Here is a 26,773-nt window from a genome sequence, read left to right on the forward strand (position 1 = left end):
GGGGTGTCGATGACACGGCTCTCGCCGAAGTCCTTCTGGAGGCCGTCCGTCACACGGAAGACGCCGCCGAGCTTGCCGACGTCCTCGCCCATGACGAGGACCTTGAAGTCCTCCTCCAGCGCGCGCCGCAGCGACTCGTTGATCGCCTTGACCATCGGTATCGGGTTCGTGCCCGCCATCTCAGCATCCCTCCGAGTCGGCGAACGCTGCCTTGTAGGCGGTGAATTGGGCGAGTTCCTCGTCCACCAGGGCATGGCCTTCCGCGTACGTGTGCCGGAACATCACGCTCGGGTGGGGTACGGACATCGCCCGTACCCGTTCACGCACGGCCCGTGCCGCCTGTCGGCACTGGTCGTCGACCTCCGCGAAGTACGTTTCGTCGGCCCAGCCCCGGCTGGTCAGCAGCGCCTTGAGCCGGGCGATCGGGTCCTTGGCACGCCATGCGTCGACTTCCGCCGCGTCCCGGTATCGGGTTGGGTCGTCGGAGGTGGTGTGGGCACCCATCCGGTAGGTGAACGCTTCGATCAGCGTCGGGCCCTGGCCCTTGCGCGCGCGTTCCAGCGCCCACCTGGTGACCGCGAGGCAGGCGAGGACGTCGTTGCCGTCGACCCGGACACCGGGGAAGCCGAAGCCCCGTGCCCGCTGGTAGAGCGGCACGCGAGTCTGCTTCTCGGTCGGCTCGGAGATCGCCCACTGGTTGTTCTGGCAGAAGAACACCACGGGGGCGTCGCACAACGCGGCGAAGTTGAACGCTTCGCTGACGTCTCCCTGGCTGGTCGCGCCGTCGCCGAAGTACACGATGGCGGCGGACTCCGTGGCGTCCTTCGCAAGGCCCATGGCGTAGCCGGTGGCGTGCAGCGTCTGCGAGCCGATGACCAGGGTGTAGAGGTGGAAGTTGTGTTCGGCCGGGTCCCAGCCGCCGTGGTTGACGCCCCGGAACAGGGCGAAGAGGTCCGCCGGATCCATGCCCCGGCACAGGGCGACACCGTGGTCGCGGTAGCTGGGGAAGACATGGTCGTCGCCGGCCAGGGCCCGGCCCGAACCGATCTGCGCCGCCTCCTGCCCCAGGAGCGAGGGCCACAGCCCCAGTTCGCCCTGGCGTTGCAGCAGGACGCCCTCGGCGTCCACGGCCCTGGCCAGGGTCATGTCCTCGTACAGGCCGCGCAGTTCCCCGGGCTCCACCTCGACGGTGTGTTCGGGATGAACCTTCAACTCGCCCTGTGGACTCAGTAGTTGCACGAACTCCTCTGCCTCCGGTCGGCGCGTGCCGCTGTCGCCGTTCGTCCGGGAGCGGCTCGTCACTCCGGCGCGTCCCATAAGGGCGTCCTCCTTTCTCGGGTTTGCGCGGGTCAGCGCTGCCAGCTGTGGGCGCCGTGGAAGACGCGCGGCGGGACGGATCGGGGACGCCGGTCCCGGCCCGCTGGTGGGGCGGGACGTCGGCCGGCGTAGGCGAGGAGGATCGCGGTGAGGGCGGCCAGTTCCTCCGTGGTGGCCCGGCCCTTGATCACACGGATCGGGCCGCTGGGGGCAGTGATCACAGTCGTCGTCTCCAAGGGGATGGCACACAGGCGGCAGCACCGGCATACAGCCGGAGGTGAAAGCGGGAGAAGTGCTCGGCCTTTCGCGGGTCCGGTATCGAAAGGCGGGCTGGCCGAATTCGTCTCGGTACCCCGCCGAAGAGAAACCAGCACTGCCGGGAATCGGATCCTGGATCCGGTCGGGATGACGATGCGGTATGCGGGCTTCGGTCCGGTGGATACGGGACAACTCTGCCCCGGTGTCCGGACTGCCGCAAGGTTTTGTCATGCGGACCAGTGCACACCAGTGAGTTGTTGCGGGAACGCGCGAAAACCGTCGTGCCCGGGAGAGGGGCGGAAAACGCAGAAAGCGCCGGTATTTCGCCGGCGCTGCTGCTGGGCGTTCGTTCAGGTGGGAATGGACAAAGGTGAGAGCACCGTGTTGAGCGCGTCGAAGAATTGTTCCTTCGACTCGCGTGTGAAGAAATGCCCGCCGGGCACGGTGTGGAGAGTGCAGTACCGGTCGGTGTGCGTTCGCCAGGCCGCCGCGTCCGGGACCGCGACCAGGGGGTCGCCGGTACCGGTGAAAACCTCGACGGGACAGGCCAGTGGCTCATCCCGTCCGACGGCGCCCGCGCTGTCGCACAGGGCGATGTCCGCCCGTACGAGTGCGAGGCGGTCGGCGAACCAACGCCGGTCACGGTGCAGCGAGGCGGGCAGCGCGGAGGAGTCCAGGAGGAGATCGGTCAGTTGGGAGTCGGTCAGCTGTCTGGCGCCGCGCAGTGGATGGGGCAGATGCGGCGCCGGGTAGGCGCCGACCAGCAGCCGCTCGGGCAGCCGGCGGCCGGCTGCCGCGCGGAGCCGCGTGAGGTGGTGGGCGATCAGCGCGCCCATGCTGTGGCCGTAGAGCACGTACGGCTTGTCGAGAGCCGGCGCGAGGTGTTCCTCCACGGCTGCCACGAGGGAGGACAACCGACGGTGCCGATGGGATCCGGTGGCCGTGTCCCGCCCCGGAAGCCGTACGGGGACGACCCGGACACTCGGGCCGAGGGCGTGCTGCCAGCCGGAGAAGAAGGCGGTGCCGCCGCCCGCAGGATGGAAGCCGAACAGCGTGAGCGGCCCGGTGCCGACGCCGGGGGAGGGGGCGTGCCGGTGTGCGACTGCGACCGATCCCCGGTTGCACGCCCCCGCCGGGAACGTGTGTGGGGTGCGGACGTCGCCTGCGTCAGACGGCTGCCACGACAATGTTCCTCCCGGGGCTGGTGGCGGTCTTCCTCACGGCGGCAGAGGTGGCGTTGCGTGCGGAGCCCCCGGTGACGTCCCGCACGACGGCGGGGTGGGCGACGGAGCCGGTCGCCCGGGACCGCGGCCGTTCCGCTTCCGCGGCGTCCGCGAGCCGGCCCTCTTGGAGACCGCCGACCTGCTGGGCGATGCGCCTCCAGCCTTCCGCGCATTCCAGGGCGAGCTGGGAGACACGGTCGGCGCAGTGCGGCGGTAGGTCGCGCAGCAGCCGGTCGGAGTGTTCCCCGGCCGTGATGTTGGTGGCCAGTAGGCGCAGCAGCTGGCGGCCGCTCTCGGTGAGCCGGAGCGCTGGATCGTTCATCAGCCGTTCCAGTGCGGAGGCCGGATCCTGCGGCCTGTGCCGGGGCCTGCCGTCGCCGCGCACCGGGTGGGCGGCTGCCTGTTTCGGCGCGGCCTCGGGTCGGCGCCCGGCGGGCAGCGGGTTCTCACCGCGCGCCATCCGTTCCCGGACGTCGCGGACGGTCCCGGGCGAGATGCCGGCCGCGCCGGCGATGGCACGCAGTGACGCCTCCGGGTTGGCCCTGATCAGCTCGCTCGCGCGCAGGCGTCCAGCCGAACTGTCGACCGGGCGGAGTCTGCCGTCCCGGCCCAGACGGGCGGCGGCCTCGGGGATTCGGCCGGTCTCGCTGCGCCGCAGTGCCCGGACCGTCTTCGTGGACAGACCGGCGATGGAGGCGACCATCCGGTCGGACCACTCGGGGTGGGAGACGAGGATGCGCTTGGCGGCCACGGTGCGGTCGGCCGTGGACAACGGAAGACCGTGCCGTGTGTTGCGCTGCACGGACAGGGCGAAGGCGTCCTGCTCGGAACCGTCGAAGAACTGTGCCGGTATGAGGTCCTTGCCCTGCTCGGCGGCCACCCGCAGCCGGTGCATGCCGTCGATCACTCGCATGGTGGGGCGGTGGACCGTGATCGGAGGGAGCGGCTCGGTGGTCTCCGCGAGCAGTGTGAGGTGCTCGGGGGACTCCCCGGCGATGCGCGGGGAGTCCCCCGGCAGCAGCGCCCTGACCGGGACCAGCTCCGCCGCCGAGAGAACCGGCTCCCAGTGCTCCCGCGTCGTCGGCTCCTTCGCGGATCCTGGGTCCGGCGACGGCGGTCGGACGGTGCGATCGAGTGCGGGCTCATGTTTCACGGAATGACTCCCCCATTCTCGGTGTGAACCCGGCGTTCGCCTGTGGGTTGGGCGGCCGGTCCTCGCCATTCTCATCATCCACACAGAACATACCTTGAGGAAGGTATTTTTTGTTTTGGGGGATGAAAATTGCGTTACCAGTGGGGAACGAGACCTTCCGGCGGCGGTCAGGCGCCGGCGGGCAGAGTGCCGTCGTCGCTGGTCAGAAACAGGCCGCCGGGGAGTCGGCCCGCCAGCTCACGGTCGCCGACGACGACCGGGTGTCCCACCTCGGTGAGCATGGGCAGATCGGAGACGTGGTCGCCGTACGCGTGGCAGTCCGCCGCATCGATGTGCGGATGGGCGCTCAGCAACCGGCGGACGGCGGCCCGTTTCTCCTCGCCGATGACCGGCTCGCCGACCAACTCGCCGGTCAGCACGCCGTCGCGCACCTCGGGCAGGCTGCACACCAGATGGGCCGCGCCGATGTCCGCCGCGATCGGATCGAGGATCGCGGGGAAGGAGCCGGAGACCAGGACGACGGCGGCGCCGTCGGCCCGGTGCCTGAGCAAGGCGTCGCGAGTCGCGGGAACGTAGAAGGAGTCGGCTGCCGAACGCCGCTTGAACCACTCGGCCCCGGACGCGGCGACCAGGTGGGCGGACTCCCCGCTCCAGGCGCGGTAGTAGACACGGTTGGCGTGTTCGCGGGGCGTGCCGCCGGCGGACAGGGCGGTGAGGGTCTCCCGTACCTCGCGGGCCCGCTCGGTGCCGTGCCGCCCGTACGTCCGGCCGTAGTGGAAGTCGAGGAAGTCGAACATGCTCTTGCAGCGGATCAGCGTCTCGTCGACATCGCTGAACACCAGGTGGGTGGGCAAGGTCACAGGGGCCTCTCTCAGAGGTCGCTGGGTGGGCGTGGCGGGGGCCTGGGGCCGCCGGGCGGAGGTGGGCTCGGTGCCCGGGCGAGGAGAGCGGGCCGGTCGCCGTACGGACGGGCGGGCTCGGCGGGACGGACCGGACGCCGTGTCGGGCGGACGGGCTCGGGCGCCATGGGGGTCCGGGTTTGCGTGCGGTCTCGGGAGGGGGTCAGCGGCGGCCCTCGTGCGCGCGCAGCAGCGGGAAGATCAGTTCACGGACCTCCAGCCAGCGCTCCTTGAGGTCTGCGCGCCGGTGCAGGTTCTCCGAGATGTGCTGCATGCCGAAGAAGGCCGCGATCGTTACGCGGGCCGCCTGGTCGGGGTCCACGCCGTCGTGCAGTTGCCCCAGGTCGCGGGCCTCGCGCAGCAGCGTGGAGATGAGGCTCGTCCAGTCGACGTAGGGCTCGGGGAGTTCGGCGTCGATGAAAGCCCGCTCGTTCTGCAGCCGCGTGCCGGCCTGCATGATCGGGTCGTTCTGGAAGGCGTCGGCGGCATCGTTGAACATCTCGACCGCGGTGTCGAGCGGGGAGAGGCCCTTGCCGCGCACCTCCTCCAGGGTGCGGGGCCAGCGCGAGTACAGTTCCTCCACCACCGCGACGGCCAGGGACTCCTTGTTGGGGAAGTGGAAGTACACCGCTCCCTTGGTCATGCCGACCCGCTGGGCGACGTCCGTGATGGACGTATAGGGGTAGCCGCGCACGGCGAAGATCTCCGCGGCACACCGCAGGATGTGCGCGCGGGTTCGCACTGCCCGGTCCTGGCGGGGGTCGGGACCGCGAAGGACCTGGGACTTCTCCCCCGGGGGCATCGGCTCCACCGGTTTCCTCGTCGTGATCGGCTGCATGTCTCCCACAGGCTGCCACTCCTTCGGGGCTCAATTGTTTGCCAGCAATATACCTTCCCTCAGGTATATTTCTGTCGGCTGTGCACGATCTGTCAGACCGTGCCACGTGCGTCACACGGGGGAGGGTGACGAGTCCTGCCCTGCGTGGCGTCTCATTCTGGAGGCGACTTTCCGCATGCTCATCGACACTCCAATCCCCACATCCGTGTCTCCCATGATCACCGCGGCAGTATCCGGCCCGGGTCTCTCCTTCGCGCGCCCGCTGCCGCCGGCCAAGGTGCACAAGGCGGCGGCCGGCGAAGTACTCCTGAGCGACACCTCGCGACTGAGCGAGCACCGGTTCGCGGTGGCGGCGCTGTGGCCGCGCGACCGATTCCTGCACCACCAGGGTGGCGGCGCTCCCGGCGACCCGCTGCTGCTCATGGAGACAGTGCGGCAGACCCTCATACATCTCTCGCACACCTATTACGGCATACCGCCGGGCCACGCGTTCGTCCTCTCCACACTGTACTTCGACACCGACTCGCAGGGCCTGCCCGGATGGCGGGGTGGCCCGCTCCCGGTCACCCTGGACGTCACCTGCACCCCCACCGCGACCGCTCCACGCCGCTTCAGCATGGCGCTCGACGCCGTGATGTACGTCGACGGCCTGGCGCTCGGCCGGGCGGGAATGCGCTGGGAGGTCCTGGACCCGCGCCGGTACGACCTGATCCGCACCCGCACCATGCGCGTCTCGGCCGACCGGGGCACACAGGGGCCGCTGAAGAACCCGCGTCCGCTGGATCCGCGGGACGTGGGCTACGCCCAACCCGAGCACGTACTGCTCGCCGAGGGGCGCGAGGCTACCGGTCGCGACTGGTGGCTGCATCTGAACCGGCGGCACCCGGTGCTCTTCGACCACGAGTCGGACCACATACCGGGCATGCTGCTGCTGGAGGCGTTCCGCCAGGCGGCCCGCGCCGCCGAGTTGCCCTTCCGGCCCTCCCTCAGCTCCGTGGCGGCAAGCTACGGAGCCTTCGGCGAGCTGGACTCGCCGGTCAGGATCAGCGCCCGGCTGCGGGAGCAGCAACCGGCGGTCGTGGAGGTGACCGCCGTCCAGGGGGCCGCCGTCCTGGCCACGGCCCGCTTCGGGGGCGCGTCCCGGTTTACGTCGGCCGGCGAGGTGGCCTCTTGACCGCCGCCGGCACCGACGAACTGCCCACGGAGCTCGTCCGGCATGCGGCGAAGGCCGCCGGCCGCGATCTCGACGAGATGCAGGCCGAGCACCGGCTGAGCACGGAGACGGCCACGGCAGTGGTGGCGGCCGGGTTCGCACGGCACTTCGTGCCCCGGGAGTTCGGGGGCACGGCCGGCCGGTTCTCGTCCCTGGTGTCCGCCTCGGCGGAGCTGGCGCGGACGTGTGCGTCCACCGCCTGGTGCGCCACCCTCTATGCCGCGCACGGCCGACTCGCCGCCCACCTCCCTGCGGCCGGGCAGCGGGCGCTGTGGGGCGACTCGCCGGACGTGCCCATCGCCGCCTCCATCATGCCCCCGCAAGGTGAGGCGGAGCGGACGGCGACGGGCTGGCGCATCCGGGGCCGCTGGGCCTTCGCCAGCGGCGTCGACCATGCCGCCTGGCTGCTGCTGGCCTGCCGCACGCAGGACGCGGGCCGCCCGGAGCACCGTATCCTCGCCGTCCCGCGTAGCGAGGTGGAGGTCCTGGACACCTGGCGCTCGTTGGGTATGCGGGCGACGGGCAGCCATGCGGTCGAGGTGGCGGGAAGCGACGTGCCGACGCATCTGACGCTGACCTTGGACGACCTGGCGCGTCCGCGGCCTGACGCCGACCGGTGTCATGCCGTCCCCTATCTGCTGGTCGGGGCGTTGATGTTCGCCGCGCCGGTCCTTGGGGCCGCGCGGGCGGCGCTGGACGAGTGGAGCGTGGACCAGGCGGCCGGGCGGGCCGACGGGTCCGCCGCCGGCCGGTCGGCGGAGGTGGAACGGGTGCTGGCCCGCTCCTCCGCCGAGATCGACGCCGCCCAGCTGTTGCTGGAGCGGGCCGCGGACCTGGCCGACCACGGTACGGTGACCGATCTGCTGGTCGCCCGGAACCGGCGGGACGCGGTGGAGGCCGCCCGGATGTGTGCCGCTGCGACCGACCGGCTGTTCCGGGCCGGGGGCTCGCGGGCGCACGCGGCCGACTCCGTCCTCCAGCGCTGCTGGCGGGATGTGAGCACTGCGGCCTCGCATGCCGCCCTGGGAGCGCAGGGCGCGGCCGCCGAGTACGCCACGGCGGTCCTCGGCGCCTGACGGCACCGCTGAGAGGAAGTGCACGGGGGGCGGTGCGCCGATGGGTGCGTCGCCCCTCCTACCCTCCATATTATACCTACGCACAGGTATGTTTTGGCTCCGAGAAAAGTCCTCGCAAAGAGAAGTCGGAGGGGCTGCTTCGGTGGTGACACAGATCAGGGCGCGGCAGACGCGGGCACGACTGCTGGACGCCGCGGCGGAGGAGTTCGCCGTCCACGGGTACGCGGCGACAAAGCTGCAGGCCGTGGTCGCGCGAACGGGCATGACCAAGGGTGCTCTGTACGGCCATTTCCCTTCCAAGCGTCATCTCGCGACCGCCCTGGTCGCCGAGAGCGTCCAGCAGTGGGGGCAGATCAGCGGCACCGGCCCGCAGTGCGGAGTCCCGGCCGATGCGATCCTCGCCGGCCTGATCCGTGAGATGCGTGCCCAATTGGAGACCAATGTCCGCTTCCGGGCGGCACTGCGCCTCGCCGCGGACTGCGAACTCTCGTCGAGTGGCTCGCCGGGCCTGTTCGAGGGCATCCGCGGCGAATTGGTGCACAGCGTGCGCCGGGCCCAGGAAGAGAAGGGGCTGACGCAGTCGTACCCCGCGGAGACCGTCGCCTACCTCCTCCTGGCGCTTGTCTACGGCACTTCGCACCTGCCGCCCTGGGAGACCGTCGAGGGTGGCACGGTCGACCCGGACCGGGCCTGGGAGATGCTGCGGACCGCTCTGAACCTCGGCTAGCCGGCCGGTCGCCGCACTCCGGCATACCGCGGCTGTGCAACCGGGGGCGGGACTCAGTCGCACACGCGGCGGGTGCCCCGTGCCCGTTGCGCCCGATTACCGGGTCGCTCCGCTGTGCAATCCGTCGTGCTGGCGGCGCCGCTTTGCCGTTCGCTAATCTGCAACGCGTATGACGGCGCCACCGAAAAAGAGCCCGATTTCCGGTCGGCCTGACGGTGCGGGACTTTCTCCCCCTTCGCTACGCCCGGTGCTGTGGGCCTCGATCTCCTGCTCGCGGCTTCCGGTTGAGAATCGCTGTGCCCCACGCGCCGGTTTCTCCATTTCGCACTGAAAGGCGAACCCAGAATGAAGCTTGCCATTTCCGGGACCTATTCCTCCGGCAAGACCCTCACGACGATGGCACTGGCCCACCTGACGGGCATTCCACGCACCCACGCCAAGACCATGCGTGAGATCCTTCCGCACGCGGTGCCGGGTAAGACCCTGGAGGAGTGCAACGCCGCCGAGCTCATCCAGCTGGTGATGCGGCGCTACGTCGAGCGCGCGGTCCACGAGAGTCACCTGCCGAACGGCTATATCTCCGACGGCTCGTCCCTGCACGAGTGGACCTACGCCACCGTCCGCGTCACGGTCGGCATCAACCCCAACGAGTCCATCGGCCTCGACTCCGTCGAGAAGACGGACGAGATCCGCTTCTACGAGCAGGTGGTCGCGCAGCTGGGCGTGGCGCTGAAGCAGTACGCCAAGGACACGTACGACGCCTTCGTCCACCTGCCTATCGAGTTCCCGCTGGACCCGAACGGGCACCGGCCGGTCAACGAGCGGTTCCGGGGGCTTTCCGACCAGCTTCTGCTGAGCGTGCTCCAGGAGGAGCTGAAGATCCCTGTGCACATCGTGGGCGGCTCGATCCCGGAGCGGCTGGAGGCCATCACCGCGCTGTTCGGCTTCCCGAAGGTCATGTCGATCGAGGAAGCCATCGCGGCGGCCCGTGCGGACTACGACCTGCTCGACGTCCGGACCGAAGCCGAGCGCAACGCGGCGGCGGCTCAGGTGACGGCGGCCTGAGCCCGGCCGTACCCCCGGGCCGGCACGCCCGCCTCGGTACCGGGCGTCCGTCTCTCCTCCCCTCGACCTCAGCAAAGGGACCTCGCCGTCATGACTGATTCCACCCCGTCCTCGCCCCGCAGGCTCGGCGTCCTGGGCGCGGGCAATGTCGGGCAGCCGATCGGCCGCCACTGGGTGTCCGCCGGTCACACCGTGACCTTCGGTTCTCGCTCGCCGGATCGCCTCTCCGGCTTCATCGCCTCGCTGGGCGGCGGCGCGCGCGCTGCGGCGTACGCCGACGCCGCCGAGACATCGGACGTCGTCCTGCTGTCCGTCCCCCATCCCGCCCTGGAGGAACTGCTGGAGACGGTCGGTGACCGGCTGGCCGGGAAGACCGTCATCGATGCCACCAACCCCGTCGTCCTCACGGAGGACGGCCGCGTGGTCTCCACCCTCGGCAGTGGGCTCACCCAGGGCCGGCACACCGCCAAGCTGCTGCCGGACGCCACCGTGATCCGGGCGTTCACCCATGTGATGGACGAACTGCTGTGGTCGCGGGGCACCCGGCAGCGGCATTTCTGGGGCATGGCCCTGGCCGGCGACGAGGCCGAGGCGAAGGACGTCGTGGCCCAGTTGGTCCACGACGCCGGCTTCGTCCCGGTCGACCTGGGTGGACTCGACGACTCGGCCGCGCTCGACCCGGGCGGCGCGGTCTTCCCCCACATGTTCACTCCGGCGGACCTGCGGGTGGCCGCCGGACTCACCGGCTGACACAGCCGCACACGGGTGCCGGCGCCCGTCGGCACCTCGCGCGCACTCCCCGTTGGAAGGACATCCTCACGTGAGCAGTGCCACGGGCGCGACCACCGACACGGAACCCCTCTTCAGCCCGTTCAAGATGGGTTCGCTCGCCCTGGAGAACCGCATCGTCATGGCTCCCATGTCCCGGGACCTCTCCCCGGGCGGGGTGCCAGGGGCGGACGTTGCCCGCTACTACGCACGCCGGGCCCGGCACGGGGTCGGACTGATCATCACCGAGGGCACGTTCGTCGGCCATCCGGCCGCCGGTAACCGGCCGGCAGTGCCCCGCTTCCACGGAGTCGACGCCTTGGCCGGCTGGGCGGAGGTGGTTCGGGCCGTGCATGCCGCCGGGGGCAGGATCGTCCCGCAGCTGTGGCATGTGGGCCAGGATCCCCTCGTGTGGGGGAAGTCGCTGGAGGCGGCACGCTTCTCACTCCCGAAGGGAGTCGAGGTGTTCGATCCACCCGGTGGGCTGATGAGCCCGTCAGGCGTGGATCCGGACGGTCCCGCCGGCCGGGAGATGTCCCAGTCGGACATCGCGGAGGTGGTCGACGCCTTCGCCCGGGCTGCGGCCGATGCCGAGCGTCTCGGCTTCGACGGCATCGAACTGCACGCCGCGCACGGCTATCTCCTCGACCAGTTCTTCTGGAACGTCACCAACCGCCGCACCGACCGCTACGGCGGTGACACCGCAGGCCGGGTGCGCTTCACCGCCGAGGTCGTACGGGCCTGCCGTGCCGCCACCGGGCCCGGCTTCCCCGTCATCCTGCGCATCTCCCAGTGGAAGGTGGCGCACTACTCGGCGCGCATCGCGGACGATCCGCGGGAGCTGGAGTCACTGCTCGCGCCGCTGGTGGAGGCCGGAGTCGATGCCTTCCACTGCTCGACCCGGCGGTTCTGGCGGCCTGAGTTCGACGGTTCGCCGCTGAATCTGGCGGGCTGGGTGAAGAAGGTCACCGGCCGGCCCACCATCACGGTCGGGTCGGTCGGGCTGAAGGACAGCGACTATCTGGGCTACGTCGAGGGCAAGGGCGCCCAGACCGATGACGTCTCGCTGGTCGCCGAGCGGCTTGCCCGGGGCGAGTTCGACCTGGTCGCGGTGGGCCGGGCACTGGTGGCGAACCCGGATTGGCCGGAGCTGGTCCGCCGCGGGCGCACGGACGAACTGCGGAACTTCGAGGCCGGGATGCTCACGGCTCTCGACTGAGCCCGTCGGCCCGCCCGGCTCCTGGTCAGCGCCGGGCGCCGGCGGCCCGTACGGCCTCCCGGTCGGACGCCTCGACGATCGCGTCCAGCAGCCCCGGAAAGGCACGGTCGAGGTCGTCCCTGCGCAGCATGTTCATCTTCGAAGTACCGGCGTAGTACTGCCGGATGATGCCTGACTGGCGCAGTACGCGGAAGTGGTGCGTACCGGTGGACCGCGTCACGGAGATGTCGAAGGTGCCGCACGCCATGTCGCCGGGGGCGTTCGCGATCTGGCGGACGATGCTGCGCCGCACCGGGTCGGCGATGGCCTCAAGGACGCCCTGCAGCGTGATGTCCTGCGCGTCGGGGTGGTCGGTGATGCGTTCCACGGTGGTCCGTGCGGTCACTTCGTGCCTCCCTGTTCAGCTGGATCCATCGTACGACGGTGGTCATATGACGATGGCTGTCAAAGTTTGACAGCCATCGTCATATGGTCTTCAGTTGAGACACGCAGATGCTTCAACTCGCCCTACTGGCAAGGGTTTGACGCGGGTGGCCCCCACGCGTCTGCGATCGGAATTCGCGACGGCGGCCCGTTCCGTCGGCCCGTCCCCCCACAAGGAGAGCGATTAGCCATGACAACCGCCGAGACCAGCGCGGCGCCGGCCAACGGCACCCAGGCGGGTTCACCGAATGCGTCGAGCGGTCTGAAGATCGCCGCGTTGGCCACCGGCTTCGTGATGGCCACGCTGGACGTGACGATCATCAACGTCGCCGGAGCGACGTTGCAGGAGAAGCTGCAGGCCGGCCTCACGCAGCTGACCTGGATCGTGGACGGCTACATCCTGACCTTCGCCTCGCTGCTAATGCTCGCCGGCGGCCTTGCCAACCGCAGAGGCCCGAAGACCGTCTACATGTGGGGCATGGGCCTGTTCCTCGTCGCCTCGCTGGCCTGCGCTCTGTCCCCCTCGCCCGAGGCCCTGATCGCGGCCCGCCTGTTCCAGGGAGCCGGCGCGGCGCTCTTCATGCCCAGCTCACTGTCCCTGCTCGTCTCCTCATTCCCCGAGAAGCGGCAGCGCACCCGCATGCTCGGCCTGTGGTCGGCGATCGTGGCCACCTCTTCGGGCGTCGGCCCGACCCTCGGCGGCCTGATGGTGAGCGCCTTCGGCTGGCAGAGCATCTTCCTGCTCAACCTTCCGATCGGTGTGATCGGCATGCTGATGACGCGGAGGTTCATCGCGGCACCCGCGAGCCGTTCGCTGAAGCTGGCGGTTCCCGGCCACATCATCTGGATCGTCTCCCTCGCGGCCGTGAGCTTCGCGCTCATCGAGGGCCCCCAGCTCGGCTGGACGGCAGGCCCGGTCGTCCTCGCCTACGCCGTCGCCGCGGTCGCTGCCGGAGCGCTGGTCCTGCGGGAGCGCCGCAGCGAGAACCTCGTGATGCCCTGGAGCCTGTTTACCCACTCCGGCTTCTCCGGGGCCAACCTTGTGGGCTTCTTCTTCAACTTCGCGCTCTTCGGCAGCATCTTCATGCTGGGGCTGTTCTTCCAGCACGCCCAGGGGGCGAGCCCGTTCGTGGCGGGCCTGGAACTCATCCCGATCACGATCCTGTCGCCCCTGGCGAATGTCGTGTACTCGCGGATCTCCGGCCGGTACGCCAACGGCCCGCTGCTGACCGTGTTCCTCCTCGTGGCCGGCATAGCATCGCTCGCCATGACCGCGATCTCGCCGTCAACGCCCTACTGGGTGATCGCCCTCGGAATCGGCATCGCGAACATCGGCTCCGGGATCGTCTCCCCCGGCATGACCGCCGCCCTGGTGGACGCCGCCGGCCCCGCACACGCCAACATCGCGGGTTCCGTCCTCAACGCCAACCGTCAGATCGGCTCACTGGTCGGTATCGCCGTCATCGGGGTTGTGCTGCACGCCACGCCCGACTGGGGTGCGAGCGTGTCCATCTGCTTCCTGCTCGTGGGCGTGATGTATCTGCTCGGGTCGGTGTGCGCCTGGCGGCTCGTCACCCGTTCCGAGCGCCGGGAGTCCGAACTGGCGAGCGCGTAGTCCGCTCGCGTCTGACAAGACCACTGGACCGCCCCGGCCGCACGTTGCTTCCCCCGGCACCGTGCGGCCGGGGCACACAGCGAGGAGGACCGATGAACCTTGCGGGAAAGACCGCAGTCGTCGCGGGTCGAACCTCCGGATTCGGCCGGGCCGCGGCCGAGAGCCAATCAGCCATGCCGGGGCCCGCTCGATCACTGTGGTTCGCGACGGCATTGAGGAGTCGGCGTGCTCGAACCAGTGGGCTGGTCGGCAGCCGCACTACGTTGCCTTGGTCGGCGAAGGCGTCCGCGACAAGGTCTGGCCCGGACCGGCCGTGTGCCAGATCTTGTCTCTTTGCGTAGCCTGTGGAGGCCTGACAACCGCTCGTTGCCGGTGTTGATGTGCAACGCACATGGCCGGGGGTGGCCAATGGGTGGCCGGACGCCTTTGGACGGTGCAGTACGAGGTACCGGCACCAAGGCATGGCGGATGTGGTCTGATCAGGCACAACAGCATCGCACAGCACGAGTCGTCACGAGACAGCGTGATCGCTTGCGCCCTCGTAATGCGTAGGTCTCGGGTTCGAATCCCGAAGGCGGCTCCACCTGAGACCAGGTCAGATGCGTTCTGACCTGGTCTTTTGTGCTGCAATCCTGACGGTTGGTCAGCTTTGGGTCCGGCTGCTGAGGGAGGGGAGCGCAAGGGGTGCGCATCGGGATGTGCGGGCTAAGACTCTGACCAGGGCCTTTTGCATCGGTGCTCAGGTCATCGCTCAGGACTTCGTGACACCCGGGTGTGTGGAGCTTGGTCCCCGGTCCTGGAGATCCAGAATCCTGTTGGGGGTCCACAAGCCGCACAGGTGTGTTCCGTGTGCTGATGTCCGGCTGAGGCAAGGTTGCGAGGCGCGGGCGACCTGATCGACCTGCATGCCTCTCACACGGCGAATGACCGCTGAGCGATCGTACGATCGCGTTCACGGGGCCGCGAAGACCAGTACCGTGTTGTGGCCTCCGAAGCCCAGGGAGTGGCTGAGGGCCAGACGGACGGAGCGGGGGCGGGCGGCCGACGCGATGATGTCGATGCCGGCGGTGGTGTCGTCGGGTGCGGTGAAGTTCGCCGTGGGGGGCATGGTCGCGTAGGTGATGGTCAGGACGGTGAGGGCGGCCTCGACGGCGCCGGCGGCTCCCATGGTGTGGCCCAGGGCGCCTTTCGCCGAGGTGACGGACGGACGTCGGCGGCGGTAGAGGTCCTGGATCACCGTGGCTTCTACGCTGTCGTTGAGCGGGGTGCTGGTGCCATGGGCGTTGATGTGATCGACGTCGTCGGGGGTGGCTCCCGCCTGGGCGAGCGCCGTCATGGTCGCCGCTCGCAGGCCCGCGCCCTCGGGGTGCGGGGCCGTCGCGTGATAGGCGTCGCCGGTGGCGCCGTGGCCCGCGAGGCGGGCCAGTACGTGGGCACCGCGGGCGTCGGCGTGGTGTCCGCGTTCGAGGACGAGGACGCCGCAACCTTCGCCGAGGACGAAACCGTCGCGGTCCTTGTCGAAGGGGCGTGAGGCGTGGGCGGGGTCGTGGCTGCGCCGGGACAGGGCGCCCATCTTGGCGAAGGCCGCGGTGCACAGCGGGGTGACCATGGCGTCGGTGCCGCCCGCGACCGCGATGTCGCAGGTTCCTGCCTTCAGGAGCAGGCAGGCCGTGATGAGGGCCGTGGCTCCGGAGGCGCAGGCCGTGGAGGTCTGCAGGGAGGGGCCGGTGACGCCGAGGTCCAGGGCGAGGTGGCCGGCCGTCATGTTGGGGAGGAATGCGGGCATGGTGAGCGGTGAGACAACGGCTGGGCCTGTGGCGAGGAGCTTGTGGTGCTGCCTTTCGAGGGTGTCGATGCCGCCGGCCGCGGTGCCGATGACCACGGCCACGCGGGCGGGATCCCAGTCGGCAGGGTGCAGGCCGGCATGGTCGAGAGCTTCCCGGGCCGCGGTCAGCAGGAACCGTGTGCCGCGGTCGTAGCGCCACAGGCGGCCCCGGCCGGACGGGAGAGCCGGTACCCGGCAGGACATGGTCACCGGCATCTCGCTCAGGACGGGATCGGGGCGCGCGGTGGCCCTGCCCGCGCACACCGTCTCCCAGGTGGCCGGGACGCCGGTGCCGCCGGGCGTCACCAGGCCGATGCCGGTGACGGCCACCTCGTCGTTCACTGCACGGCCTCGTGCCCGGTGGAGGGTCCGGTCGTGTCCAGGAGCGCGGTCACCGCGCGGGCCACGTCGGTGACGGTGAGGTCGGCTGCGGCGGCGGAGTCGTCCAGCGGGACCTGCCACTCCTCCTGGAGGGTGACGTAGAGCTCCACCACGGCGAGGGAGTCCAGTGCCAGCTCGTCGAGGGTGACGTCCGGGCCGATCTGGCCGGGATCGACCTCGAACTTGTCGCTGAGCAGGGTTACGAGGCGGTCGTAGACGCGGTCCACGGGTGGCTCCTTGTGAGGTCGGGCGGGCACAGGGGCGTGGTGTCCAGGTCGGTGGACGATGCTTCGGTACGGGGGACGGCGCTGGGCCAGCGCAGGGCGACGGAGGCCCAGGTGAGACCGCCGCCGAAGGCGGTCAGCAGCGCGCGCTCGCCGGGCGGGACCGCTTGGTGTACGGCGGGGTCCGCCAGGACCAGGGGGATGGAGGCGGCCGCGGTGTTGCCGAGGTCGCGGATGTTGCCGTACCGGTGGGCGGGCGCGATGCCCAGGCGGTCCGCGACCGAGTCCAGGATGCGCTGGTTGGCTTGGTGGCCGACGAACGCCTGTACCGTCTCCGGGGGCCAATGGGCCTGGTTGAGAGCCGAGTTGGCGGACTGGGTCATACGGCGTACCGCGTGGGCGTAGACCGTCCGGCCCTGCATCCGGAAGTACCGGTCCGCGGGGGCGGCGGGCGGGAGGTGCCGCGGGTGGCGGGAGCCGCCGTGCGGGACGGTGATCAGGTCGTCGCCACCGCCGTCGGTACCGAGGTCGGTGGCGATCACCGCCCCGGGTTCGTCCGTGGTGCCCGCACGCAGCACCACCGCTCCGGCGCCGTCGCCGAAGATCGGCGCGGTCTCGCGGTCGGCGGGGTCGACGATGGTGGTGTAGGTGTCGGCGCCGATCACCAGGGGCATGGCGCAGGTGCCGGCGCGGACGAATGCCGTCGCCGTGGCCAGCGCGTACAGGAAACCCGAGCAGACGGCGGAGAGGTCGAAGGCCGGGACGGTGCCCAGGCCCAGCCGGTGGGCGACGGCGGGAGCCGTGGCGGGGCACGGGTGGTCGGGTGTGGTGGTGGCGAGCAGCAGCATGTCGGGTCTGTGGTTTCCGGCAGAGGCGAGCGCGGCCCGTCCCGCGCCGACGGCCAGGTCGCCGGTGCTGGTGCCGGGCTCGGCGTGACGGCGGCGGGCGATGCCGGTGCGGTCCCGGATCCAGGTGTCGTCGGTGCGCAGCGCGCCGCGTGCGACGACCGTGTCGTTGTCGACGACCGGGTGCGGGAGGCAGGCTCCGATTCCGGTGACGACCGCGGTTCCCGCGACGGCCCGAGTCCCGTCCCTGGTGCCTACGATGCCCTCGGCCCCCGTGGCGGCCTCCGCTCCCGCCCCGCCCGTGGTGGAGCGCGGTGCGCTCGAACTGCCTTGGGATTCCCCGCTGTTCATGCGCTGGCGAAAGGCGAGGCGGGCTTGGGGTGGCCGGCCAGGCCGCCGTCCGGTACGGCGAGTCCGCCGTCGACGACCAGGGCGTGCCCGGTGACGAACGACGAGGCCGGGGAGGCGAGGAAGAGCGCGGCGCCGACGACCTCGTCCGCGGTGGCCCACCGGCCCATCGGGACGTGGCTGGTGAGCCAGTCCGACAGGGGGCCGGTCTCGCTGGCGAACGCGGTCATGTCGGTGCGGGTCCAGCCGGGGCACAGAGCGTTGACGCGGATGCCCTGCCGGGCCCAGCCGACCGCGAGGCTGCGGGTGAGGGAGAGCTGCGCGGCCTTGGTGGCGGCGTACGCCTCCATCATGGGCGTGCCGACCAGGCCGGCGACGGAGGACATCAGGATGAGGCTGGCGCGGCCTGAGCCGGCCAGATGGGGGTGGGCGGCCCGGCACAGGGCGGCCGTGGCGTTGAGGTTTACGGTGACCACGGTTTCCCAGTCCTGCTGGCGGGCGTGCTGCAGCGGCGCCAGCAGGGGGCTGCCGTCCTCGGCGGTGGGCAGGGTGCCCGCGTTGTGGACGACGATGTCGAGGCCGCCGAGGGCGGCGGCAGCCCGGTCGACCAGGCCGGCCGCCGCGCCGGGTTCGGTCAGGTCCCCGTCGAGGGCCACGGCCTTGTGCCCCCGCTCCTCCACCGCGCGGAGGGTTGCGTCGAGCGCGGGCAGTGCCCGTGCGGTGACCGCCAGGTCGCAGCCCGCGTCGGCCAGGCCCTCGGCGACGGTCTTGCCGATGCCACGGGACGCGCCCGTCACCAGCGCGCGGGCGCCGTCCAGGCGGAACAGGTCGATGGCGTTCATTGCGGGGCTCCTTCTGACTCGGACGGACGGTCGGTGGCCACAGAGGTGACGGCGGGTGCGCCGCTCCAGGTGAGGAGCGCGCTGCCCCAGGTCATGCCGGCGCCGAAGACGGCCACCAGGACGCGGTCGCCGGGCCGCAGCGGGTGTGCGGAGACGGCGCGGGCGAGTGCGTAGGGCGCGCTGGCGGCGCCGATGTTGCCGACCTCGTCGCCGACGACCACCAGGCGGTCGGCGGGGATGCCGAGTTCGGCACCCATGCGCCGGAGCAGTACGGGATTGGGCTGATGGGCGACGAAGCAGTCGATGTCCTCGATGCTCAGCCCACTCCGGTCGAGGGCGTCGGTGATGAGCCGGGGGAAGGTGTCGGTGATGAACCGGCCGATGGTGCGGCCGTCCATCCGGATGCAGTGGGCTCGGTCGTCGAGGGTGGACGCGCTGGCCGGGCTGCGGCTGCCGCCGGCCGGGATCAGGACTCGGTCGGCGAGGGCGCCGTCGGAGCCGAGGCCGAAATGGGTGAACCCCTGGCCACCCGGCACCGGTCCCAGGATCGCGGCGGCGGCCCCGTCGGCGAACAGGACGGCGGTGCCCCGGTCGGTGGGGTCGAGGAACTTCGAGTAGGCCTCGACGCCGACGACGGCCGCGTACCGGATCTCCGGGCTGCCGCGCAGCCAGTCGTGGGCCACCTTGGCCGCGAATAGCCAGCCCGAGCAGGCCGCGCTGACGTCGAGGGCGACGGCGGCACGGGCTCCCACCGCGGTCTGGATGCGGCAGGCGGTAGAGGGTCCCAGTTCGTCGGGTGTGGAGGTGCCGCACACCAGCAGGCCGATGTCGGACACGTCGACGCCCGCGGCGTCGGCCGCCGCCCGCACCGCGTGTGCCGCGAGGTCCGAGGCGGCCTCGTCGTCGGCGGCCACATGGCGTTTGAGGACTCCGGTTCGCTCGATGATCCACTCCGCCGTCACGCCCGCACCGAGCGCCACCTCGGCGTTGGTGCGCACGGTGGGCGGCAGGTGGGTGCCCATACCGAGGACGCCGATACGGCGCTCACCCGTCATGCCGTGCCTCCTCGTGTCCAGGTGAGCGTGGTCCGCAGGGCGGTGTCGCAGTCCGTGGGCGCGAGGTCGGCGGGATACGCGAACGCCTCGATGAGCAGCGGCAGGTGGGGCCGGACCTCGTCGCAGAGCCGGTCGGCGGCGTCGGACAGTGCCTGGATGTCCGCCGGCCGCAGCGTTTCGAGCGCGAGGAGGGAGCCCGACCGGCGGCGGGCCGCCATGACGCCGTGCAGTGCCGCCAGCGGCCGCAGCGCGCGGGCCAGGTCGCGGTCCTGTGTCCCGGCGAGGGTGCGGACGACGTCCTCGGCGATGAGCGAGTCCGAGTAGACCTCGCCGAGCACACCGGCGTCCTCCAGCAGCGGGTTCCACGCCTCGAAGGGGGCGGCCGCCTCGGTGTCGCCCAGCCGCTTTGCCAGGTGCCGGGTCAGGTCGTGCCGATGACGGCGTACGACCATCGGCCACCACCCCGGGGACAGGGGCGAGGGCGAAGTCCCGGCGTCCGTTTTCCTGTCGTCCGCTTTCCGGCCGGCCGCGTGCCCGTCGGAGGCTTCGCGGTCGGCCGCTTCGGCCAGGGCGCTCCCGATGTCGTAGAAGATGAGCTGGCTGTCCCCGCCGGCCGTGTCGAAGGCGTGGTGGAAGCCGTGGTACCCGGCCAGCCGGTTGGCGTCCAGGTGTCCCGAGAGGCCGCAGCGGCGCTGGCACTCAGCGGTGATGCGGGCGGCCAGCCGGACCGCGGCGGCCTTGTACGCGGCCAGCGGACGGCTGACGGCGGTCCACGGACTGAACCCCATCTCCGTGACGCTTCCCTCCGCGGGGGCATTGCGGGACTCCTCCCACAGCGCGCGTGCTCCATGGGCGGCACAGGACAGGGCAAACGCGTCGGCCAGCGCGCCCAGCACGGCGCGTTGCTGGGTGCGGTACGTGAGCAGGGGGACGCCGAGGGCCAGCCGCCCCTCTGTGCGGCGCCCCTGCGCGTAGGAGACGGCCTGGACTGCGGCGTGCCGGCTGGTAGCGGCGGCGACCGCCGGCATGGCCGCCCACAGCCCCTGGCCGACTCGCAGGGTGCGCTGCAGGCGTTCCGCGGCGGACCCGGCGGGATCGTGGAAGGTGCCGTCGGGCGCGATGCGGGCGCCGTCGGCGAGCCAGTGGGCGTGCGGGAGCCGGGCATGGTGGAAGCGCACCTGGACGTAGTCGAGGGGCAGCGCGCCCAGTCCGATGGGCGAGGAGATCTCGACGCCGGGCAGCGGTCCGCCGTCGCCGGTCAGGTCGGCCACGAAGGCGAAGACCCCGTGGTCGGTGCCGCCCGTGATCAGTCGTGCCAGCACCACCGCCGTCTGCGGTATGTCCAGGGTGCCCGCGCTGCCGAACTTGGCGGCCGCTTCGTCCGGGGTGTGCAGGACGAACTCGCCGGTGGACGGCTCGAGTTCGGCCCGGGTGCGGGTCGCGAGGTGGCTGTTGGCCTGCCCTGCCTCGGTGATCAGGTAGACGCCCTTGGCCCGGCCGGACCGCAGGGCCGCCATGCGGGACGTCAAGTCGGCCGAATCGCCGCCCAGTTGGACCATGGACCCCAGGCAGAGCAGATGGTGGACGAGTGCCGCCAGGCAGAGGGAGGGGTCGGCGACCGCCGCCCAGGCATGCGCCGCGGTCAGCCGTGCCGGGTCGTCGAAGAGGTCGTACGGCAGTGGCTCGCCCAACCGTCGTAGACGGTCCAGGAGTTGTCCGCCTCCGCTGCCGGCCGGGGCGTCGGTGGCGAGTGCCTTGTGCAGTTCGGAGAGGAAGGCGGGGTCGCAGGGGCCGTGGACGAGCCGCCGCATCTCGTCGCGGGTGGCCGTGGGCCGGTGTGCGAGGGGCATCGCTGGTCCTCCAGGGGGAGCGCGCGTCACCAGGGGAAGTGGGGTTCGGCGAGCGGGGCGTGGACGGGTGGTGCGGGACTTGTGCCAAGGACCCTGCGGGCACTGGAGGCCAGGGCGTCGCCCGTGCCCGCTTCGAAGAAGACATCCGGCCGGTGCGCGGCCGCCTGGCGCAGCGCGGTGGGCACCACGGCCGGCAGTACCAGGCAGTCCGCCAGGCGCCGGGGCAGGTCGTCGTCGGGGCGGTAGCGACGTCCGGCCACGGCCGAGTAGACGGGTGCGCGCGCCGGCGACAGGGCGTAGGCGCGCACCGACGACGCGAACACCTCCGACTGGGCGGCCAGCGCCGGGTGGTGGGCGGAGAACGGCAGTCGCAGCCGTACGGCGGCCACGTTCGTGTCGTCGGCCACCTTCTCGATCCGGGCCAGGGCCGGCACGGGGCCCGCGATCACCACGGACCGGTCGTCGTTGACCACCGCCACCACGGCGTCCGGCGCCCCGGTCCGGTCCAGCAGCCGGCGGGCGGATTGCTCCGAGCAGCCGAGCAGGGTCAGTCCGCCGGGGCAGGAGGACAGCACGACAGCGAGGTCATGGGCCGCGCGTGCCCCGTCGCCGACGGTGAGGACCCCGGCGGCGGTCAGCGCGGCGATCTCCCCGAAGCTCACCCCGACGACCGCCGTGGGGGCTCCGACGGACGCGCTCAGTGCCCGGTGCACCGCCATCGAGACACCGAACAGGGCCAGTTGGGAGGAGCCCGTGGCCGCCTGCGCCAACTCGCCTCCGGTGGGCGGCTGTCGTCCCAGTAGCCAGGGACCGAGCGGTCGCAGGCCGCGCTCGACCGCGACCTCGTCGACCTGCTCGAAGACCTCGCGGAGGGCCGGGTTCAGGCGGTCGGAACGGGTGGCGCGGGCGGCATGGGCGGCGCGTGCGGCGCGGGTCAGGGCTCCGACGGAGAAGTCTCCCTGGCCCGGGAACAGGTGGACGGGCCCGTGCCAGGAAGCCGGACGCTTCGGTCCGCGCGAGGGACTTGTGGACATCTCGTCCTTCCGCCCTGTCGGGCAGGTAGTCGGTGCACGAGGGGCGTACGACCGTCACGGGTGCGCCTCCAGTGCGCACTGCTTGCGGCCGAGAGGGGCGCCACACCCTGAGCCTGACTCGTCGAAAGCGCTTCCACCGCCTATGCGGGGAGGCAAACGTGTTGAACACATGCGGACGTTGAACGGAAGTGCTCGCGACCGGAAGAGAGGGACAGGGAGAGGAGTGTGCGATCGCCCCGTACGCCGAACCAGGCCCTGCGACTCCTCCTGGCCGAGGCCGGGTGGAGCGGGGCCCAACTAGCGCGCCAGGTCAACTCGCTCGGCGCCGAGCGCGGCACCCCGCTGCACTACGACCGCACCACGGTCGCCCACTGGCTGGCCGGCAGTCGCCCCCGACCGCCCGTTCCCGCCCTCGTGGCGGAAGCCCTCTCCCGCCGTCTCAGCAGACCGGTCCTGGTGCAGCACACTGGGCTGCTCGACACCACGCTGCCGGGATACGGCGCCGGGACGCCGCCCGGTGAAGGGAACGCCGTGGAACGCCTCGACCGGATACTGCGTGACACCGACCGCCGCCGCATCGCCCTCGTCGGCGCCTACTCGCTGGCGGAACTGGTGATTCCCTCCGGTCCGCCGGCCGCCGAAGAAGGTCGGCCCGCCGCTTGGGACCCGCCGAGTTCCGTCGGTCTGGCGCACGTGCGTTCGGCCCGGGAACTGCTCATGGTGTTCTCGCGCGGTGACATCGTGCTCGGAGCCGGATCGGTGTGCGAGCCCCTGCGCCAGTACCTGTCCACCACGTTGCTTCCCTGGCTCCGAGGCGACTTGAAACCCGCCGTCCGGCGCGATCTGTTCACGGTGGCCGCACAGCTCACCTATCTCTGCGCGTTCGCTCACTTCGACATGAACCACCACGCAGCGGCCCAGCGTCTCTATCTCACGAGCGTCGAACTCGCCCGTGAGGCGGGCGACATCATCGGTTACGCGCTCGCCCTGCGGGGACTCAGCGTGCAGGCCCACGGACTGGGGCACTTCGCTGAGGCCGATCACCTGGCCGAACATGCCGTACGGACCGGCGTGCGGCACGCACCGCCGCACCAACAAGCGTTCCTCCACGGCCAGTTGGCCGTAACTCAGGCCCGCCGGGGCGACCGCCGGTACACCCGCCACCTCATGGCGGCCGAGCGTTGCCTGGAAAGGTCGACCGAAGGCGCCTCCGCCGTCGGCGCCTTCCACTCCGGCTCACTCGCGCTCCAGCGGGCGACCGTGGCCAAGAGCCAGGGAGACCACCGTACGGCCGCCCGGACGCTCGCCCTCTCGCTGCGCGACCGGCCCGCCGGCGAGCGCCGCTCCCGTGCCCTCTGCCTCGCCGAACTGGCCGAGACCCAGCTGGCGTCCGGCCACCTGGAACAGGCGTGCCGGACCTGGCACGAGTTCCTCGACATCCTTCCGGACATACGCAGCGCCCGCGCCGACGACCGCCTTCGCACGCTGATCGCCTTACTCCGCCCGAACGCCAAGAACCCCGCTGCCGCGGCACTCCTCGGACGAGCACGTGGGATGCGCACGCGCGGACGCCGGAGGGGACCGTTGGAGTGACAAACGCGGGCACGGGGAGGGCCGAAGCAGCGCGGACCTGTTGGATGACGTTGCAGTTCCCGCCCTCCTTCGAACCCCACCAGGAACATGAACCGAAGCGTCCTCGCGGAAGTGCTCCACTCCACCAGCCTCCATGTCACCCCCGGCAGCCTCACGGTGGCCACGTCCTGGCGGCATCCCACGCGCGGCCCGGTCGACTGTCCGGCCCATCGCCTGCTTGCCGCACCCGCCCGGCAGTCCGGTCTCGCCGCCGACTCCCGCCCCTTACCGGACGAGGAACTCCGAGACGGCCTCACGACGGCGCCGACGACCGTCTTCACTGTCTCCTACGAGCGCCCCGAAGGCGGACACCGCGGCCTCGCTCTCGCCGCCCGCAGTGACGACCCCCCCGCCCTCTGCTTCGCCCGCCGGCAGATCGACTCCTGGCGAGCCGTGCTGCGTACCCGGCGAGTGCTCTACGTGGCCGCACAGGACCCCCTTGGCCCGCGGCCGTTGAGCGCCTCGGTGCCGCCGCAGGCTCCTGGAGGCTTCCGCGATCGGTGGCGCATCTGCGGCTGCCCTGCCGCCGCCGCGTGCCCGTCGGCCGAGAACGCGGAACGTGCGCTGCACCGGTTCCTGGAACGGGGGGACGAGGTGGTCGTCGTGGGCACACCGCTCGCAGGATCAGGCGCCTGGGTGGGTCGGACCCTCCAGGGGGACCTCAGAGTGGTGAGCACTCCACGACAGGCGGAGACCCTCGCCGTCGCGGACCCTGACCGTCTCGCGTTCGTCGTCGCCCCCGGTGCCGTCGTCTCCGAGGTGGCGGACATCCTCAGGGTGCTGCGCCGTCGCCATCCGCGCCTGCGGGGCCAGCATCCACGCGAGTGGTGCTACACCATGGACGATCTGCACACAGCGGTCGCTGCGGCACTGGCCCAGTCCGACCGGCTCCTGGTCGTCGGCCAGGACACCAGCCCCGTAACCAGAACGGCGATCACCCAGGCGGCCCGCACCGCCCTCCGAGTCCGCGCCGTGACGACGCTGGACCACCTGAGTCCGGACGACGTCGACGCCGCGACGATCACGGTCCTGGATGCGACGGTCGACGGGCGGGCCCTCAGGGAGGTGGGTCGGGCCCTGGACGGCCTGGGCCCCGCAAGCCATGTCTGGCGTCAGGTACACACGTTCAAGGAAACCTCACACCCTGCCTACCACCCCCTTTAGGAGCGCGGCTTCCAGGGCGACGAGGAACTGGCAGACCGGTTGTGCACAGTCACGGGACACGCCGTGATCCCTCTCCTGCGCCCGCTGGCGGTCGATCCGGAGATGCTTGCCATGCTGCTGGAGGGAGATCCGGCCGAGTCCGGTGGGCGGCTCGATCTGTCCACCGGAGACTGCTGGCCGACGTTCACCGAGGGCCTGGACGCCGGGTCCGAGGTCGAGGAGGTGGATGATCCCGAGCGATAGGTGCATGTACCGGCTTTGGGTTCCCGTGCCGGCTGCCGAGACATGGAGCTTTCATCGGAGGGCTCGACGATGCGGCCCTCGCCGACCGACTGCGGATCGCCGTCGGTGGGCGGGGCGCCTTCCGGCGCTTCAAGGACGTCCTCGCCCGTGACGAGCGTGCCTGGCGCCGGTATCACCGGCTCAGCGATGAGCGGCAGCGTGGCCGGGCCAGGGCCTGGCTGGCCGAGGAGGGCTACTGTCCGCAGCTTCCCGTACCACGGCGGACCGGATGATCGAAGCCATCGCCCGGGGCGGCGAGGAGTCTGCCGGCGTGGCGGGCGATGGCCTCGGTGGGCGTGGCGCTGTCGACACGGGAGACGGCGTAGTCGAAGGGAGTCTGGTCGGTCACTTCCACGCCACGCACGAGCACACCATGGAACTCGACCTCCAGCCCGTCGCCCGCACCAAGGACGAGCCCGACCCCGAAACCCCTGTGGGGCTCGAAGCACGTCGCGCTCACGTTCGAGGAAGCCGATGAGCTGCGCGCCAGGCTGAACGAGTTCATCGCACTGGGGCGGGAGTACGCGCAGCCCGAGACGGTCGCGTCGCTGCAGGAGTTGATCGACTACTGCGGGGTGCGGATGCTTGAGAGCGAATTCGACGCGAAGCGCTTCTGGGGGGCATGCCGTGAGCGACACGGCGCAGGGCGGACCGGTCTGGGTGACCGTGCCCCAGGGACACGGCTGGAGCCCGACTGGAAGACCCGGTGACGTCCTTGCCGGCCAGCCTCCACGAGAAGGACGCGAAACTGATCGCTCAGACAGGTGCGGAGGTTCGCCATACGGGCCGAGAACCGGGCGTGCCTGCGGCGTCGGCCGTGCCGACCGCCGCGTGACGCACAGGTGTCAGGCAGCGGCTGTTCCCCGTGGCGCGCGCCACGGGGAACAGCCATGCGCCAGCCGGGGGAATGAGGCGGACGCCTTCCGCCGCAACCATCCCGAAGGCGGCTCCATGGGAAACCGCAGGTCAGCCTTCTGACCTGCGGTTTTCTCGTTTTCCGGCCATGGGAATGCGGGTCCTGGGAGCTTGATGACCTACGTATTCGAATACGTAGGTCTGAGGTTCAACAGGGCGGGAGTGGAGAGGGCTCGGCTGGTGAGAAAGTAGGTTCTGATCTGCATCTTCTTCAGTCATTGACTCGCGGCGCGTCATGCCTCGGGCGAGTGTGGGGTGCGCGAGGGGAGCGCATCGGTGCAGAAGGGGTTCGGAGGAGCTGTGGGAAGTGCCGCCGGAATGTTCGAAAGTGCGGCGTCCGGGGCGTGTTGAACGACCCCTGGGGGCTGGCTTCGGCTTTGTGGCCGTACGACAAGGGAAGCGTCGACGATGGGGCGCGCGGAGCCGCAGTGGACCCAATACCTCGATCAGAGCCAGGTCGGCAAGATCAGCGGCGCGGCTGCCGGCCGCTGCCTCCCCGCCATTACTGGCAATGCATGTGAGTGCGGGGACGGGCCCGGACGCTGGCCCGGAGCATCACCTCCGACACCCTTCGCCTCACCG

Annotated in this window: 25 protein-coding genes and 1 pseudogene; 10 read left to right on the forward strand and 16 right to left on the reverse strand. The window is 71.0% G+C overall.

Annotated features, from left to right (window positions below; translation table 11 throughout):
- From AQJ67_RS34370 to AQJ67_RS34400, 7 genes and pseudogenes are all read right to left on the reverse strand, one after another.
- Nucleotides 1-179, reverse strand: a pseudogene (locus AQJ67_RS34370) (alpha-ketoacid dehydrogenase subunit beta); the annotation flags it as partial.
- A 1-nt stretch (nt 180) separates the two neighbouring features.
- On the reverse strand, nt 181-1,317 hold the full coding sequence (gene pdhA / locus AQJ67_RS34375) for a pyruvate dehydrogenase (acetyl-transferring) E1 component subunit alpha (protein ID WP_079056321.1): 1,137 nt from the start codon (nt 1,315-1,317) through the stop codon (nt 181-183).
- 32 nt (nt 1,318-1,349) lie between these two features.
- Nucleotides 1,350-1,538, reverse strand: a complete 189-nt coding sequence (locus AQJ67_RS34380; protein ID WP_062723271.1) for an acyl-CoA carboxylase epsilon subunit — start codon at nt 1,536-1,538, stop codon at nt 1,350-1,352.
- A gap of 387 nt (nt 1,539-1,925) precedes the next feature.
- On the reverse strand, nt 1,926-2,762 hold the full coding sequence (locus AQJ67_RS34385) for a thioesterase II family protein (RefSeq protein WP_062723272.1): 837 nt from the start codon (nt 2,760-2,762) through the stop codon (nt 1,926-1,928).
- On the reverse strand, nt 2,743-3,951 hold the full coding sequence (locus tag AQJ67_RS34390) for a ParB/RepB/Spo0J family partition protein (RefSeq protein ID WP_244190668.1): 1,209 nt from the start codon (nt 3,949-3,951) through the stop codon (nt 2,743-2,745). The genes AQJ67_RS34385 and AQJ67_RS34390 overlap by 20 nt, the downstream gene beginning before the upstream one ends.
- Nucleotides 3,952-4,118: 167 nt before the next feature.
- The gene (locus AQJ67_RS34395) at nt 4,119-4,811 is read right to left on the reverse strand and encodes an HAD family hydrolase (RefSeq protein ID WP_079056323.1); all 693 of its coding nucleotides are present in this window, start codon (nt 4,809-4,811) and stop codon (nt 4,119-4,121) included.
- 202 nt (nt 4,812-5,013) lie between these two features.
- Nucleotides 5,014-5,688: a ScbR family autoregulator-binding transcription factor gene (locus AQJ67_RS34400; RefSeq protein WP_079056324.1), complete on the reverse strand. Its 675-nt coding sequence runs from the start codon at nt 5,686-5,688 to the stop codon at nt 5,014-5,016.
- A 214-nt stretch (nt 5,689-5,902) separates the two neighbouring features.
- Here AQJ67_RS34400 and AQJ67_RS34405 point away from each other — a divergent pair, with 214 nt between their 5' ends.
- From AQJ67_RS34405 to AQJ67_RS34430, 6 genes are all read left to right on the forward strand, one after another.
- Nucleotides 5,903-6,862, forward strand: a complete 960-nt coding sequence (locus AQJ67_RS34405) for a ScbA/BarX family gamma-butyrolactone biosynthesis protein (protein WP_062723274.1) — start codon at nt 5,903-5,905, stop codon at nt 6,860-6,862.
- Entirely contained in the window at nt 6,859-7,977 is a 1,119-nt protein-coding gene (locus AQJ67_RS34410) for an acyl-CoA dehydrogenase family protein (protein ID WP_062723275.1), read from the forward strand. The genes AQJ67_RS34405 and AQJ67_RS34410 overlap by 4 nt, the downstream gene beginning before the upstream one ends.
- 142 nt (nt 7,978-8,119) lie before the next feature.
- Nucleotides 8,120-8,704 (forward strand): TetR/AcrR family transcriptional regulator, encoded by a 585-nt coding sequence (locus AQJ67_RS34415; protein ID WP_062723276.1) that lies wholly within the window; start codon nt 8,120-8,122, stop codon nt 8,702-8,704.
- A 345-nt stretch (nt 8,705-9,049) separates the two neighbouring features.
- Complete coding sequence (locus tag AQJ67_RS34420) at nt 9,050-9,769, forward strand: AAA family ATPase (RefSeq protein ID WP_062723277.1); 720 nt, start codon at nt 9,050-9,052, stop codon at nt 9,767-9,769.
- A gap of 90 nt (nt 9,770-9,859) precedes the next feature.
- Nucleotides 9,860-10,519: an NADPH-dependent F420 reductase gene (locus tag AQJ67_RS34425; RefSeq protein ID WP_062723278.1), complete on the forward strand. Its 660-nt coding sequence runs from the start codon at nt 9,860-9,862 to the stop codon at nt 10,517-10,519.
- A 70-nt stretch (nt 10,520-10,589) separates the two neighbouring features.
- The gene (locus AQJ67_RS34430) at nt 10,590-11,756 is read left to right on the forward strand and encodes an NADH:flavin oxidoreductase (protein WP_079056327.1); all 1,167 of its coding nucleotides are present in this window, start codon (nt 10,590-10,592) and stop codon (nt 11,754-11,756) included.
- A gap of 25 nt (nt 11,757-11,781) precedes the next feature.
- Here AQJ67_RS34430 and AQJ67_RS34435 read toward each other — a convergent pair whose 3' ends face one another.
- The gene (locus AQJ67_RS34435; RefSeq protein ID WP_062723279.1) at nt 11,782-12,141 is read right to left on the reverse strand and encodes an ArsR/SmtB family transcription factor; all 360 of its coding nucleotides are present in this window, start codon (nt 12,139-12,141) and stop codon (nt 11,782-11,784) included.
- Nucleotides 12,142-12,369: 228 nt separating this feature from the next.
- On the opposite strand from AQJ67_RS34435, the gene AQJ67_RS34440 reads away from it, so the two are divergent.
- Nucleotides 12,370-13,794: an MFS transporter gene (locus AQJ67_RS34440; RefSeq protein ID WP_062723280.1), complete on the forward strand. Its 1,425-nt coding sequence runs from the start codon at nt 12,370-12,372 to the stop codon at nt 13,792-13,794.
- A 952-nt stretch (nt 13,795-14,746) separates the two neighbouring features.
- Here AQJ67_RS34440 and AQJ67_RS34445 read toward each other — a convergent pair.
- From AQJ67_RS34445 to AQJ67_RS34475, 7 genes are read right to left on the reverse strand one after another with little or no spacing between them, the layout of a single operon-like run.
- Nucleotides 14,747-15,961: a beta-ketoacyl-[acyl-carrier-protein] synthase family protein gene (locus AQJ67_RS34445; RefSeq protein ID WP_062723281.1), complete on the reverse strand. Its 1,215-nt coding sequence runs from the start codon at nt 15,959-15,961 to the stop codon at nt 14,747-14,749.
- Nucleotides 15,958-16,227: an acyl carrier protein gene (locus AQJ67_RS34450; protein WP_062723282.1), complete on the reverse strand. Its 270-nt coding sequence runs from the start codon at nt 16,225-16,227 to the stop codon at nt 15,958-15,960. The genes AQJ67_RS34445 and AQJ67_RS34450 overlap by 4 nt, the downstream gene beginning before the upstream one ends.
- Nucleotides 16,200-17,420, reverse strand: a complete 1,221-nt coding sequence (locus AQJ67_RS34455; protein ID WP_079056328.1) for a beta-ketoacyl-ACP synthase 3 — start codon at nt 17,418-17,420, stop codon at nt 16,200-16,202. Before AQJ67_RS34455 ends, AQJ67_RS34450 begins: the two co-directional genes overlap by 28 nt.
- Nucleotides 17,417-18,259 carry an SDR family NAD(P)-dependent oxidoreductase gene (locus AQJ67_RS34460; RefSeq protein WP_062723283.1) on the reverse strand — a complete coding sequence of 281 codons (843 nt, stop codon included), beginning with the start codon at nt 18,257-18,259 and terminating at the stop codon, nt 17,417-17,419. The genes AQJ67_RS34455 and AQJ67_RS34460 overlap by 4 nt, the downstream gene beginning before the upstream one ends.
- The gene (locus tag AQJ67_RS34465; protein ID WP_062723284.1) at nt 18,256-19,314 is read right to left on the reverse strand and encodes a 3-oxoacyl-ACP synthase III family protein; all 1,059 of its coding nucleotides are present in this window, start codon (nt 19,312-19,314) and stop codon (nt 18,256-18,258) included. Before AQJ67_RS34465 ends, AQJ67_RS34460 begins: the two co-directional genes overlap by 4 nt.
- Nucleotides 19,311-21,164, reverse strand: a complete 1,854-nt coding sequence (locus AQJ67_RS34470; protein ID WP_079056329.1) for an acyl-CoA dehydrogenase — start codon at nt 21,162-21,164, stop codon at nt 19,311-19,313. Before AQJ67_RS34470 ends, AQJ67_RS34465 begins: the two co-directional genes overlap by 4 nt.
- 26 nt (nt 21,165-21,190) lie before the next feature.
- The gene (locus AQJ67_RS34475) at nt 21,191-22,198 is read right to left on the reverse strand and encodes an acyltransferase domain-containing protein (protein WP_062723285.1); all 1,008 of its coding nucleotides are present in this window, start codon (nt 22,196-22,198) and stop codon (nt 21,191-21,193) included.
- Between the two features lie 225 nt (nt 22,199-22,423).
- On the opposite strand from AQJ67_RS34475, the gene AQJ67_RS34480 reads away from it, so the two are divergent.
- The 3 genes from AQJ67_RS34480 to AQJ67_RS47140 all read left to right on the forward strand — a co-directional run bounded on the left by AQJ67_RS34480 (nt 22,424) and on the right by AQJ67_RS47140 (nt 25,237).
- Complete coding sequence (locus tag AQJ67_RS34480; protein WP_062723286.1) at nt 22,424-23,791, forward strand: tetratricopeptide repeat protein; 1,368 nt, start codon at nt 22,424-22,426, stop codon at nt 23,789-23,791.
- An 87-nt stretch (nt 23,792-23,878) separates the two neighbouring features.
- Complete coding sequence (locus AQJ67_RS34485; protein WP_107123055.1) at nt 23,879-24,994, forward strand: 4-hydroxy-3-methylbut-2-enyl diphosphate reductase; 1,116 nt, start codon at nt 23,879-23,881, stop codon at nt 24,992-24,994.
- A 63-nt stretch (nt 24,995-25,057) separates the two neighbouring features.
- Nucleotides 25,058-25,237, forward strand: coding sequence for a hypothetical protein (locus tag AQJ67_RS47140; RefSeq protein ID WP_107123056.1), 180 nt, complete (start codon nt 25,058-25,060; stop codon nt 25,235-25,237).
- Nucleotides 25,238-25,469: 232 nt separating this feature from the next.
- Here the strand turns inward: AQJ67_RS47140 and AQJ67_RS49745 are convergent, their stop codons facing one another.
- Nucleotides 25,470-25,640, reverse strand: a complete 171-nt coding sequence (locus AQJ67_RS49745) for a hypothetical protein (RefSeq protein ID WP_244190669.1) — start codon at nt 25,638-25,640, stop codon at nt 25,470-25,472.
- Nucleotides 25,641-26,773 lie beyond the last annotated feature (1,133 nt).

The organism is Streptomyces caeruleatus, from assembly GCF_001514235.1.
GTDB classification, from domain to species: domain Bacteria; phylum Actinomycetota; class Actinomycetes; order Streptomycetales; family Streptomycetaceae; genus Streptomyces; species Streptomyces caeruleatus.

What these genes read in the sequence shown, in the direction of transcription:
- pdhA (WP_079056321.1), bottom strand. Translation starts at nt 1,317, where the DNA reads ATGGGACGCGCCGGAGTGACGAGCCGCTCCCGGACGAACGGCGACAGC.
- AQJ67_RS34400 (WP_079056324.1), bottom strand. Translation starts at nt 5,688, where the DNA reads ATGCAGCCGATCACGACGAGGAAACCGGTGGAGCCGATGCCCCCGGGG.
- AQJ67_RS34405 (WP_062723274.1), top strand. Translation starts at nt 5,903, where the DNA reads ATGATCACCGCGGCAGTATCCGGCCCGGGTCTCTCCTTCGCGCGCCCG.
- AQJ67_RS34420 (WP_062723277.1), top strand. Translation starts at nt 9,050, where the DNA reads ATGAAGCTTGCCATTTCCGGGACCTATTCCTCCGGCAAGACCCTCACG.
- AQJ67_RS34425 (WP_062723278.1), top strand. Translation starts at nt 9,860, where the DNA reads ATGACTGATTCCACCCCGTCCTCGCCCCGCAGGCTCGGCGTCCTGGGC.
- AQJ67_RS34440 (WP_062723280.1), top strand. Translation starts at nt 12,370, where the DNA reads ATGACAACCGCCGAGACCAGCGCGGCGCCGGCCAACGGCACCCAGGCG.
- AQJ67_RS34455 (WP_079056328.1), bottom strand. Translation starts at nt 17,420, where the DNA reads ATGAACAGCGGGGAATCCCAAGGCAGTTCGAGCGCACCGCGCTCCACC.
- AQJ67_RS34460 (WP_062723283.1), bottom strand. Translation starts at nt 18,259, where the DNA reads ATGAACGCCATCGACCTGTTCCGCCTGGACGGCGCCCGCGCGCTGGTG.
- AQJ67_RS34465 (WP_062723284.1), bottom strand. Translation starts at nt 19,314, where the DNA reads ATGACGGGTGAGCGCCGTATCGGCGTCCTCGGTATGGGCACCCACCTG.
- AQJ67_RS34470 (WP_079056329.1), bottom strand. Translation starts at nt 21,164, where the DNA reads ATGCCCCTCGCACACCGGCCCACGGCCACCCGCGACGAGATGCGGCGG.
- AQJ67_RS34475 (WP_062723285.1), bottom strand. Translation starts at nt 22,198, where the DNA reads ATGTCCACAAGTCCCTCGCGCGGACCGAAGCGTCCGGCTTCCTGGCAC.
- AQJ67_RS34485 (WP_107123055.1), top strand. Translation starts at nt 23,879, where the DNA reads ATGAACCGAAGCGTCCTCGCGGAAGTGCTCCACTCCACCAGCCTCCAT.